The organism is Dysgonomonas sp. Marseille-P4361 (genome assembly GCF_900343125.1).
Taxonomy (GTDB): Bacteria; Bacteroidota; Bacteroidia; order Bacteroidales; family Dysgonomonadaceae; genus Dysgonomonas.
This window is the reverse complement of record NZ_OPYL01000001.1, coordinates 881,877-893,885: the sequence shown is the minus strand read 5'-3', so window position 1 is coordinate 893,885 and position 12,009 is coordinate 881,877. Positions and strand designations below refer to the sequence as shown.

Below are 12,009 nucleotides of genomic sequence, written 5' to 3'. Positions count from 1 at the left end.
TTCAGTTTCCATACACGGGGAATGTCCTTTGTTGATATATCATTCCTGAAAAAATCAAATATTAAGGATGATATCCTTACTTATAGAAGGAAGAAAACAGGGCAAGAGCTAAGTATCAAAATTAACACTTCCTTAAGAAAAATCATTAACAAATATGCTCGAATAACGGGAGATAGCCCATATATATTTCCTATAATCAGAAGTCAAGAGAAGAGTGCATATAATCAGTATCTGTTAGCATTAAGCAGACAAAACAGGTGTTTGAAACAAATTCAAAAACTGGCTGATATAAAAAGACGAATAACCTCACATGTGGCTCGACATACATGGGCAACAATAGCTAAAGAAGAGAACTTACCCATCTGGACTATTTCGGAAGGACTGGGGCACTCATCTGTTAAGACTACTTATATCTATCTAGCCTCTATCAATCACACACGATTGGACGAAGCAAATGAAATCGTATCCCGTGCTGTGGGCTTCTAAACGTTCAATACACTATATCCCAAAACACCAAATTTTACAAAGACATATTAAAAATATAACATTCCTGTTTCAACAAAAGTCATGGGAGATAGCCTTCTATTCCTAAATAGAAGATAATAAAAGAGATCTATTATAACCTATCCTATTATAAGTAATAAAAAACGAAAATTTGGAAGTAAATCAAAGAATTTCCCTTGATTCTAGAATAAACAGCATCACTTACTAAGTGATGTTGTTTGCTGTTAAAGATAATATCTTTTTTTTATAAATCACCAAACATTATTGATTGTTTTTTAATGCTTTACAACTCATCAAGTTTCAAATAGTCTAAAATTGAAGTCGTTTACTTTTTTTTTGTCACTACGCATTAAAAGTTTAATAAATTAAGAATCAACAAGATGAGCGCTTCACACGAAAGGTAATTTTGTAACATCATCAAATCCTTTAAGAATGCCATTATCAACAAGTTAAAAAAAAAAAAGTAAACACAGTACTTCAATTTAACATTTAATGGGATATGATTATGTAATTAGCTAACACTCAACTTGTCTTTTTTCAAAGCGTCACTTAGGAAGTGAGCCCTAAAATCTGATCTAGTGAAATCTGTACAAAAAGAGCAAGCCTATCCTATCTGATTGATTTTTAGAGCTATTCTCTAATAGATATATTCATGGTAATTAACTATATGACAGCCTTAAATTTTGACTTGATGAAAAACATTTTAACTTTTACCATATTGCGAATCAGTTATACATGCCTGAATGTCCTAACAAGAGCTAAAAGAACTATTGATTGATATACTAACTAAACACTGTATTGCGGATTTGGATTATAAAATACACTCATACCATAGAATATAATAAGAGAAGGTTTTACTATAAATTTAAAAGAATAATTAGACAATGATAAATATGCAATTGGCCATTTGTATTATCTCTCAGTTATATTTTATGCAAAATGGAAGGATCCAATTTAATTTATAAATCATCTTTCAATATATTTTTCTAACGAATCACACTTAACTTATGTTAAGCACATGAAAAGTATTTTCAAACTTAAACATGAGCCTATAAATACTCAAAACAATTATTAACCTATTAATTTCTAAATTACTAATTCTAACCTTAAGTTATTAACAAGATGAATGACAGATTAATTTTTACGGTGAAGAAGGGTGTATTTTTTGCGTTTCTTACGCTATTTGCTACAATGTTTCTCATAAACTGTAGCGATGAATATAAATCCCCTTCAGTACAAGTTGACCCTCCAATAAAAGGTGTCGAAACGAAGATTACATCCTATTTTCCAGACAGTGGAGGTGTTGCAACCAGAATTGTCTTATTTGGCGAAAATTTTGGCACAGACACTTCGTATATAAAAGTAAGCGTAAATGGCAGCGATGCGAGAGTAATTGGCTCTGATGGAAAATCTATTTTAGCTGTGGTTCCGGCTCGGGCAGATACCGGACTTGTTAAAGTATCTATAGGGAAAGGAGATGATGTAAAAACTTTCACTTACGAAAATGAATTTAAATACCATTTCAGGCGCAATGTAAGTACTACTTTTGGTGTTCAGGGAAAAGAAGGAACAAATGATGGGCCATACAGAAGTGCCGAGCTCAGACGACCTTGGTTTGTGCTAACCGACAATGATGGCGCCATATATTCAATAGACGAAGGTAGAGGAATAAATCAGGACGGGGGATTACGTAGAGCATACGATGGGCAAGTTACTACACTAAAACGGAACTTTGAAGGTCCTATGCAATCTCCGGCTGCAATGGCCTTCAATCTGGCACAAGACACATTATATCTGGTAAACAATTTGTGGAATGCTAATAATATGAAAACTGATGCAGCAGTAGCTGTATTAACGAGAGCTTCAGGATTCTCTGAGATTAGAGCCTATATTAGAACCACTTACAGTAGATGCACAGCTATAGCCGTACATCCGACTAATGGAGACATATTCTTCAATAGTAGAGAAGATGGCTACATATATAGATATAATAAAAAAACACAAGAACATGAGCCTCAGTTCCGGGTAAATAATTCCAGTGGATTTGATCTAAAACTATTATTTAGTAGGGATGGAAAAAACATGTTTATATCTATACACGATAGACATTGTATCTACAAAGCTGATTATAATGAAAGTACACGCAAGTTAGAAAATCCAACTTTATGGATTGGCGCATGGGATCAATCTGGATTTAAGAATGGACAAGGAATTAATGCCCGTTTAAAGAATCCAGGACAACCTGCTCAAGATGATAAAGGAAACTTATATGTTGCTGATAAGCACAATCATTGTATAAGAATGATAACTCCTGAAGGCATTGTTTCCACATATGCAGGAATACCTGAAAAATCAGGATATGCAGACGGTGACCCTTTAGAAAGTCAGTTTAAAGAACCAGAAGGTGTATGCTTCGGCCCTGATATGGCATTATATGTAGCCGATAGAGGCAATAATGTTATAAGACGTGTATTGGTTGAATAATGCAAGAGTAACTTTAATGAAAATAAAACAGAATATGAAAAATATACAAAAAGCAATATTCCTATTAGCTTTTCTTATCATAAATGTTTGTGCTACCTACGGACAAATACAACAGCAAAAAGAAGTAACAGGAACAGTAAAGGATGCTCAGGGAGATGCTATAATAGGGGCAACTATTACAATTAAAGATCAACCTGGATTGGGGACAATCACTGATATTGATGGGAACTTTAAAATAAAAGCAGGAACATACGAAATCTTAAGTATTTCATACCTAGGCTATGAAACAGCAGAAATTCCTGTGGTTGAGATAAAAGATCATTTACAAGTTGTTTTGAATGAACAAACTCAAAGATTAGCAGAGGTAGCTGTTACGGCGGCTGGTATAAAACAGAATAAAGTCAACTTGACCGGAGCTGTAACTGTCGTAGATGTAAACACTATGAGAGTACCAACATCTAGTATTACCAATGCACTTGTAGGAAATGTTCCTGGTATTATTGGTCGTCAGACAACAGGCGAACCTGGTTCTAATAATACCGAATTCTGGGTGCGTGGAATTAGTACTTTTGGAGCAAACTCTTCTGCTCTAGTTTTAGTCGATGGGATCGAGCGTTCTCTTAATGAATTGAATGTAGAAGACATCGAATCTTTCTCTATCCTTAAAGACGCGTCATCTACAGCCATCTATGGGTCTAGAGGTGCTAATGGTGTAATTATAGTTACGACTAAAAGAGGAAAATCAGGAAAAGTAAATATCAATGTCAAAGCAGAATATGGTTACCAAACCCGTTCTCGTACACCGAAGTACACAGACGGATATACATATGCCACAATGGCCAATGAGGCTGTACTTAGTAGATACCAGGATCCAGTATACTCTGAACAGGATCTTATTTCTATCCAAAACGGCTTAGATAACGACATAATGCCTAATGTTGATTGGTCTGACATTCTACTAAAAGATGGAGCATCTAATTATCGTGGGACTTTCTCTTTAAGTGGAGGAGCAAATGTAGCCAGATACTATGTATCCGGAAGCTATTACAACGAGCAAGGAATGTATAGAGCCGACAAAAAATTGAATAAATATGATACAAATGCAACTTATGAACGGTTCAACTATAGGGCAAATGTTGATATGGACATCACTAAAACTACATTATTAAAAATTGGAGTTGGAGGGTTTCTAATCAATCAAAATAAACCACAGATTGATTCTGATGCTATTTGGGGATCCCTATCTAGACTTACACCTCTAACAGTACCAAGGATATATTCTGATGGAAGAATTCCAACCTATAGAAGTAATGACAACTATATACAATGGAGTCCTGAAACTCAAATTAACAGAGCTGGCTACAGAACAATCTGGGAGAATAAGATGGAAACAAACGTTACCCTTGAACAAGATCTATCGTTTATCACATCAGGCCTTAATTTTACAGGTACGTTTTCCTTTGACTCCAAGAACAATAATACTATATCAAGAGCAAAGACTCCCGAGACATGGTACGCTTTGGGACGTTTAGGAACAGGAGAATTAGATCTTATAAAAATGACAGATGAGTCAATTATGGCTCAATCAGGATATTCTGAAGGAGATAAACGTTACTATACCGAGGCAAGACTATCCTATGCAAACCTCTTTAACGAGCAACATAGAGTTTCGGGGCTACTAATGTATTTCCAACAAGAAGAAAGTAGAACCGGAAATATTGTTTACACAGACACAAGATCTGCTATACCTTTCAGAAACATGGCGCTATCAGGTCGTGCAACCTATTCTTTCAAAGATAGATACTTAGCTGAGTTCAACTTTGGTTATACAGGTTCTGAAAACTTTGAAAAAGGCTCTCGTTTTGGCTTTTTCCCTGCATTCTCCGGAGCATGGATAATATCAGAAGAACCTCTTGTTAAAAACAATTTCCAAAATTGGTTGGATATGTTTAAAATAAGATATTCGTATGGGGAAACAGGTAATGATAAACTTGCGAATATGAGTGACTCAGACTATTATACTAAGAGATTCCCATATATGTCTTTCCTGGGAACATCTACATCGTACAATTGGGGTGAACTCGGGAGTAATTTTATACAAGGATATAGAATTACAACAATGGGTTCCCCTAACTTAACATGGGAAATGTCAAAGAAACATAATCGAGGACTAGATGTTGTATTATTTAACAATAAAATAGACCTTACACTTGATTACTTCAAAGACAGTCGATCCAAAATATTTATGGAGCGCAACCAAATGCCATACTCTACTGGATTACAAGACCTTAGACCATATGCAAATTTAGGTAAAATGGAAAATGAAGGTTTTGATGGTGTTCTCGCTTACTCTGATAAGATTGGAAATGTGAACTTTACCTTAAGAGGAAATATCACATATTCTAAAACAGATGTCATCGATAGAGATGAAGCAGAAAATGAGCTACCATATCGTATGCAAAAAGGATATAGATTAAATCAAACAAGAGGTCTTATAGCTTTAGGACTTTTCAAAGATCAAGAGGACATTGACACCAGCCCTGCGCAGACATTTGGTGGCACTGTACTCCCTGGAGATATCAAATATAAAGATGTAAATGGAGATGGTATAGTCAATGAAGATGATGAGGTGCCTTTTGGATATACAACTGTACCTGGAATGGTTTATGGTTTCGGATTAAGTCTTACTTGGAAAAATTGGGATATGAATATTCTATTCCAAGGAACAGGCAAATCGGATTTTTTCATTGGCGGAAGTAACATTTACCCTTTCAGAGATGGGAAAATGGGAAATATCATGTCTAATGTAGTAAATCCAGAAGATAGATGGATATCAAGAGAAATATCGGGAGACCCTTCTACCGAACGCCAAGATGCTCTATTACCTCGTCTATCCTATGGAGGAAATGAGAATAACTATAGAAACTCAACTCATTGGCTAAGAGATGGTAGCTATTTACGTCTTAAAAACCTTGAATTTGGATACACAATCCCTCGAAAAATAGTTAATGGATTATTTGCCGAAAGAGCCCGCATCGGATTTATTGGCTATAATATGCTTGTATTTAGCAAATTTAAATGGTGGGATCCGGAGATAGGAAGTAGCGATGGTGCAAAATACCCTATATCAAAAACATTTTCAGTGAATCTTACAATTGACTTCTAAACTAATAAAACATGAAAAAGAAATATATAAAATTCTTACTATCTATCGTAGTAATTACTTCTTCTATTATTCCCTTTAGCAGTTGTAGCGACTATCTGGATGTAGATAAATACTTTGATGATATACAAAACATAGACTCTGCTTTCACCAGAAGAGTATATGCTGAGGGTTTTCTTTCCAATATCTATGATATTCTTTATGTAGAAATGGCTGACATTCCCACAGGATCTGTAGGACAAGGGGGTTATTTACTTTTTGCATCAGATGATATAATCCGAAATAGCAGAGACGGGATTTGCCAAAAGTATCAAAATGGAGAATACAGTTCAGAAAATACTCTCGAAGAAGATAAATGGAAAAGGCTTTATGAACCTGTAAGAAAAGCGACAACATTTATTAAATACATTGATAATTGTAAAGAATTAACAATGAATGAACGCGCTGACCTTAAAGCTCAAGGCTATTTTATAAGAGGTTACGCCTATTGGACATTGCTTCGTCAATATGGTCCGCTACCGATGATTCCAGAAGAGGGCTTCGAGATAGACATGTCTTATGACGAGCTTTCTGTTCAAAGAAATACGTTTGACGAATGTGTTGATATAATAGAGAAGGATTTTATAATTGCAGCGCAAACCCTTCCTATGTCAAGAACAGCAACGAATATTGGACGTCCTACTAAAGGAGCAGCTCTTGCTGCTAGAGCAAGGTTGCTCAACCTGGCAGCAAGCCCTCTTTTTAATGGTAATAAAGATTTATTCTCACTTAAAAACTATGATGGGGTTCAATTAATTAATCAGGAATATGACGAGAAAAAATGGGCTAAGGCTGCGGCTGCAGCCAAATCGGTTATTGACCTAGGTGTCTATGAGCTATATACTTTCCCTTATACTACAGGTACTACTATAGCACCTCCTTACCACGAAGAATATTCAAACAAACCTTTCCCTGAAGGTTGGCAAGATATTGACCCATATGCATCATACAAGTACTTGTTCGATGGGAATGCGTATCCTTCTAAGCATAAAGAAATAATATTTCATCGTCCTAATAGAGCAAATTTAAATGATTTAACGATCTATAGTATGCCATATTCACTCGGAGGAGACAATACCATCGCTGTTACACAAAAGCAAGTAGATGCATATTATCTGAATGATGGACGCACTATAGATGAAGGTAAGTCTGATGGGTATTATAAAGAATCTGGATTTACATCATCTGCTGCGGAATATGCATATCTTCCTTCCAATGTTTCTCTTCGATATGCAAATAGAGAGCCTCGATTCTATGCTTCCATAGCATATAATGGATGTATTTGGGAGTGCCTGAGTGCATCGGAGGATGATAAGCGGAATAAACAAATATTCTATTATAAAGGGTCTGAGACAGATGGTAAAGATTTTGCTCGTATCTATAATTATCCAGTGACAGGTTATAGTTTGAAAAAATATTATAATCCACAAGATTCAAGAACTACCGGAGGCTCTATGGAAAGAAAATTTGAGCCTGCTATCAGATATGCTGAAATACTAATGTTGTATGCAGAAGCATTAAATGAACTAACTACGTCTCATACTGTTGCATCGTATTCCGAAGATGAAATGATCTTAACCCGTTCCGTTGAAGAATTAAGAACTACCATGAAACCAATAAGAATGAGAGTCGGTTTACCTGATTATAAGGATAATATTTATAAAGATCAACAGATTTTTAGAGCTACACTAAAAAAAGAAAGACAGATAGAACTATTTGCTGAAGGCAAACGCTACTATGATCTAAGAAGATGGAAAGATGCAGAAGTAGAAGAAAATTTACCTATTATGGGATGTAATGTAGAAATGCCAAATACAGGTATAGAACAAAGAGAAGCTTTCCATGTAGCTAAACCTGTTGCTTCATTTCCTAAAATATTCCTGAAAGAAAGTATGTATTTATGGCCGATCCCTAAATATGAATTAAGAAGGAATAAAAGATTAACTCAAAATCCAGGGTGGTAATAATAAAACTAAGCCGAAATGAAAAAAATTATAACAAAAATATTCTTGATACTATTCGTTGCAATCATTGCTCCTATGACCTCCTGCAACGATGAGCTTGACTATGAACTTTTTACCAAAAACGTATATCTGACCACTAATGGCTGGGAGGAACTGAGGGTAAAAATACAAGAAGGGACCAATACTGTAACAATTCCTCTATCAGTTTCTATTAATGGAACAACAGGAAACGATCAAGAAGTGAAGGTATCTTTGAAATATGATATGGATACTCTTGATAAATATAATTTCGAGAAGTACAGAGAACAACCAGAGCTTTACTATACTGCATTACCTGAGAATGTATATTCTTTCGGTGAAGATCACCTTGTCATAAAATCTGGAGAAATAAAAGCAATTACATATCTCACTATTGATTTAAATAAGGTTGATGACAAGTATGCAGATTATGTATTACCATTAAGTATAGAATCTACTTCTGGATATAGTATAGCTAAAAGTGCATATAGTAAAGTTTTATATCATCTAAATCTTGAGAATTCCTTTTCAGGAAATTATTCAGGGACTATAGATATTTTTAAAACTAAAAGCAATGGGGATAATGACAAGGATAGTAAACTCTCTATAAATAATAAAAGCTTTTATGCTATATCAGATAGAGTATGCTATTTTTATGCTGGTCAGTTTGACCGGAGCAGTGCTGTCAGAGACGATTTCATTATTACGATAAATCTAGACGATGACAACCTTGTTACTTTACACAGTCCTAATACAGAGTTGGATGTAAAACTTGAAAGTTATACCTACAAAGTTGACATAGAACCTAATTTGAATGATAAGAGATACGAAACGCATAATATCTCAATTAATCTGAAATACACTTATAAAGACCTTACCGACCTTGACAAACCGATTATGAGGGCAGAGGGAACTGTAGCTACAGTTAAGCAAATATTAAAGGAAAATACTGTAAATTAAAAAACACGATTGATGTATGTAAGCGTAGGGAATTATGCTAGCTACAAAATTATTGAAGCCTAAAAATATAAAGGTATAGTATAATAATAGAGTGTATAGTTATAAAGCTACCTCCCAAAAGTTAAATTTAATTTTTGGGAGGTAGCTTTATAAAATATAAGATTATCTGATATTATGAGGTCTTTGAATAACTCTCTTTGAAATATAAAACATCTATCACTTCTTCACAATATTATATCAGATATTCAAATTATTGGGTTATGTCAGACAAAACAAAATATTTTCACCTAGCTCAATAAAAACCTTACGCATTACAAGATATTGTGCAATAACTCTAATTGCCTTTATCCTAGGAGCCAAAGCCTATTTTCATAGTCCAACGTGGAAAGGAGGATAATTACAGGTGGTGTTGCCATAGGAATCCTAATGATTTTCATTACTATCATAATTGCCTCTGCGGCTACGATATTTGAAAAAATACTACAGAATGCATTAAATATAAAAGCTGAAAATGATTTAACAATTTAAAATGAAAGAGAATTGGCGATTATAATCAACATAGATGTGATGCTCGCAAAACATAAAATGAGCGTTACAGAACTAACCGAAAAAGTAGGAATCACTATGGCTAACATTTCCATATTGAAAAATGGAAAAGCAAAAGATCATATTAAGAAAGAGTAGAGATAGTTATTTCTTTTTAAACTCAATCAATTCAATTGCGCTTCATTATACTCAATTATTGCAATTCGGATGCCCTCAGAGGGAAGATTGGGAGGAGTAATTACATTTAAGTTTCTGTTTGCAAGTTCATAATCTAAATCATCGACTTCAAACGCTAAATGGGGTACTTTTTGTACCAAATAGGGAATAGGGCTATCTTCTTCAAATCTCATCCATTCAATGCCATATGGACTTGTAGGAAAACCTGAATGATAAAATTTCAGATGAACCAAATATTTTTCATCAGGTTTCTTCTCTGTTGTAGGTATTCCAAGATGATGATATCTCCGCCTCCACTCTACAATACATAAAGGTAATTCTTCATCTAATCTAAAATCTCTCATATTTTGTTCATTAATTAAAACCTAATTGAGATAAAACCTTCCTCTCCTCATCATTCGCATTTACAATCGAATACGCTAGAGATTCTCTTCTTAGAGGATAATTATTCCTCAGCTGTTTAAAATTAGCAGGGTTAGCTTTTAAACGAATAAAATCACTCTTTGGCGAATATGTTGCTAACAGCGCTGAGTAGATTCTATTAGAAGAGAACTTGAAATCATTCAGGTCAATTATTGAATTCTCCGGCTCTGAAGCTTTAACTAAAGCAATTGGTGTTTTGCCCAGGGAATAAAATTCTGCGACTGATTCCAACGACATACGCGTAGCATTCGCTTTACCATCGGCGGAGTAACCCGCAATATGAGGTGTAGCAATGTCTACCATATTCATATATTCCAGATCAATACTTGGCTCATTCTCCCAGCAATCGATCACCGCACCTGAGATTTTACCCTCTTGCAAAGCTTTCTTTATAGCCGTTGTGTCTACAATAGCTCCTCTAGCAGAATTTATTACGATTGGTTGCTTAGCTAATGTGGAAAAAAAATCATTATCTGCTAAATGAAATGTTTTATCTTCTTCTTCCTTAATAAGAGGAGTGTGAAATGTGATAATATCAGCCTCTTTCTTGATCGTATCTAGAGATACAAAATGACTTTCTCCCTCTAGCCGCTGACGTGGAGGATCATTCAGCAAAACTTTCATTCCGAGTATCTCACATGCTTTAGCTACTTTCTTCCCTACATTTCCTACTCCGACGATACCTATTGTTTTATCTTGCAGATCAAAACCTTTTTGTTGAGCCAGAACAATCAGAGAAGAAACAATATATTGTTGTACCGATCCTGAGTTACAACCTGGGGCGTTGTGCCATACAATCCCATTGGTATCACAATAGGCTGTATCTATATGATCATAGCCAATGGTAGCCGAACAAATCAGTTTTACATTCGACCCCGCGAGATTTGTTTCTCCAAAATGAGCTACTGTACGGACGATTAGAGTATCTGCGTCTTTTATTGCATCTTTGGTAAAGTCTGCTCCATCCAGATAAGTAACATCTCCAAAATGTTCTGCAATTCCTTTCAGGTAAGGTATATTTCTATCTGCTACTATTCTCATCTATTCCTATTTTTGTCATTTCAACTAATCTTTTCAAGACTATAAAAATAACAAATCTCTCCATCATAAGACAGAGAGATTCGCTATAATATTGTTTAGACCGAAAAAGACGTTTATTATTGTCTTCCTCTAAGTTCTTTATCGAACGTATAGATACCAAAGCCGTTGTCTTTGATCATTCTCAAAGCTTCAATATAGCCTTGTGCTGTAGATTCTTCTTCTACTTGTTCATTTACAAACCATTGAAGCATGCTTTCTGTAGCATAATCCTTCTCTTCTCTTGCAAGAGTAACAAGATCGTTGATCTTAGCTGTAACAATTTGCTCATGTTTTAATGTATCTTCGAATGCAGCTAGTGGAGATGCCCATGACTGAGTTACTTCACCAATAGCTTTCAATTCTACTTTACCTCCTCTTTCTACAACATATTCAAAAATTTTCATTGCATGTCCTTGCTCTTCGTCAAATTGAGCTTTGAACCAATGTGAGATACCTGGTTTTCCTTCAGCTGCAAAATGTGCAGACATTGATAGATAAAGATATGCTGACCATAATTCAGCATTGATTTGTGCGTTTAACGCAGCTTCCATTTTTTTACTTAACATAACGATTTTATTTTTTGATGATAATAGTTTAATCCGTTTTCAGATCTATATGCAATATTACAAATTTATTACAACCTCTTCAAGA

General features: G+C 34.9%; 10 protein-coding genes and 1 pseudogene. 8 read left to right on the top strand and 3 right to left on the bottom strand.

Annotation, left to right across the window (positions count from 1 at the left end; all coding sequences use genetic code 11):
* The 8 genes and pseudogenes from DHU68_RS03775 to DHU68_RS03740 all read left to right on the top strand — a co-directional run.
* Positions 1 to 486: site-specific integrase (locus DHU68_RS03775; RefSeq protein ID WP_160111069.1), on the top strand; the 486-nt coding region annotated here is incomplete at its 5' end.
* A gap of 1,140 nt (positions 487 to 1,626) precedes the next feature.
* Positions 1,627 to 2,988, top strand: coding sequence for an IPT/TIG domain-containing protein (locus DHU68_RS03770; RefSeq protein WP_108821602.1), 1,362 nt, complete (start codon positions 1,627 to 1,629; stop codon positions 2,986 to 2,988).
* Between the two features lie 34 nt (positions 2,989 to 3,022).
* A complete protein-coding gene (locus DHU68_RS03765) occupies positions 3,023 to 6,154 on the top strand; it encodes a TonB-dependent receptor (RefSeq protein WP_108821656.1) in 3,132 nt (1,043 codons plus the stop codon).
* 11 nt (positions 6,155 to 6,165) lie between these two features.
* Positions 6,166 to 8,154: a RagB/SusD family nutrient uptake outer membrane protein gene (locus DHU68_RS03760; RefSeq protein WP_255412430.1), complete on the top strand. Its 1,989-nt coding sequence runs from the start codon at positions 6,166 to 6,168 to the stop codon at positions 8,152 to 8,154.
* Between the two features lie 18 nt (positions 8,155 to 8,172).
* On the top strand, positions 8,173 to 9,132 hold the full coding sequence (locus DHU68_RS03755; RefSeq protein WP_108821601.1) for a BT_3987 domain-containing protein: 960 nt from the start codon (positions 8,173 to 8,175) through the stop codon (positions 9,130 to 9,132).
* Positions 9,133 to 9,343: 211 nt separating this feature from the next.
* Positions 9,344 to 9,529, top strand: coding sequence for a DUF2975 domain-containing protein (locus DHU68_RS14440; RefSeq protein WP_108821600.1), 186 nt, complete (start codon positions 9,344 to 9,346; stop codon positions 9,527 to 9,529).
* Positions 9,514 to 9,660 carry a DUF2975 domain-containing protein gene (locus DHU68_RS14435; RefSeq protein WP_108821599.1) on the top strand — a complete coding sequence of 49 codons (147 nt, stop codon included), beginning with the start codon at positions 9,514 to 9,516 and terminating at the stop codon, positions 9,658 to 9,660. The genes DHU68_RS14440 and DHU68_RS14435 overlap by 16 nt, the downstream gene beginning before the upstream one ends.
* Positions 9,661 to 9,699: 39 nt before the next feature.
* Positions 9,700 to 9,795 (top strand): annotated as a pseudogene (locus DHU68_RS03740) (helix-turn-helix domain-containing protein); the annotation flags it as partial.
* Between the two features lie 47 nt (positions 9,796 to 9,842).
* Here DHU68_RS03740 and DHU68_RS03735 read toward each other — a convergent pair.
* The 3 genes from DHU68_RS03735 to DHU68_RS03725 all read right to left on the bottom strand — a co-directional run bounded on the left by DHU68_RS03735 (position 9,843) and on the right by DHU68_RS03725 (position 11,924).
* The gene (locus tag DHU68_RS03735; protein ID WP_108821598.1) at positions 9,843 to 10,199 is read right to left on the bottom strand and encodes a VOC family protein; all 357 of its coding nucleotides are present in this window, start codon (positions 10,197 to 10,199) and stop codon (positions 9,843 to 9,845) included.
* A 10-nt stretch (positions 10,200 to 10,209) separates the two neighbouring features.
* The gene (pdxB, locus tag DHU68_RS03730) at positions 10,210 to 11,319 is read right to left on the bottom strand and encodes a 4-phosphoerythronate dehydrogenase PdxB (protein WP_108821597.1); all 1,110 of its coding nucleotides are present in this window, start codon (positions 11,317 to 11,319) and stop codon (positions 10,210 to 10,212) included.
* A gap of 116 nt (positions 11,320 to 11,435) precedes the next feature.
* Positions 11,436 to 11,924, bottom strand: a complete 489-nt coding sequence (locus DHU68_RS03725; RefSeq protein ID WP_108821596.1) for a ferritin — start codon at positions 11,922 to 11,924, stop codon at positions 11,436 to 11,438.
* Positions 11,925 to 12,009: the final 85 nt, after the last annotated feature.

Bases quoted from the DNA above. Each gene is read 5' to 3' on its own strand.
- DHU68_RS03770 (WP_108821602.1), top strand. From the start codon at position 1,627: ATGAATGACAGATTAATTTTTACGGTGAAGAAGGGTGTATTTTTTGCG.
- DHU68_RS03765 (WP_108821656.1), top strand. From the start codon at position 3,023: ATGAAAAATATACAAAAAGCAATATTCCTATTAGCTTTTCTTATCATA.
- DHU68_RS03760 (WP_255412430.1), top strand. From the start codon at position 6,166: ATGAAAAAGAAATATATAAAATTCTTACTATCTATCGTAGTAATTACT.
- DHU68_RS03755 (WP_108821601.1), top strand. From the start codon at position 8,173: ATGAAAAAAATTATAACAAAAATATTCTTGATACTATTCGTTGCAATC.
- DHU68_RS03735 (WP_108821598.1), bottom strand. From the start codon at position 10,199: ATGAGAGATTTTAGATTAGATGAAGAATTACCTTTATGTATTGTAGAG.
- pdxB (WP_108821597.1), bottom strand. From the start codon at position 11,319: ATGAGAATAGTAGCAGATAGAAATATACCTTACCTGAAAGGAATTGCA.
- DHU68_RS03725 (WP_108821596.1), bottom strand. From the start codon at position 11,924: ATGTTAAGTAAAAAAATGGAAGCTGCGTTAAACGCACAAATCAATGCT.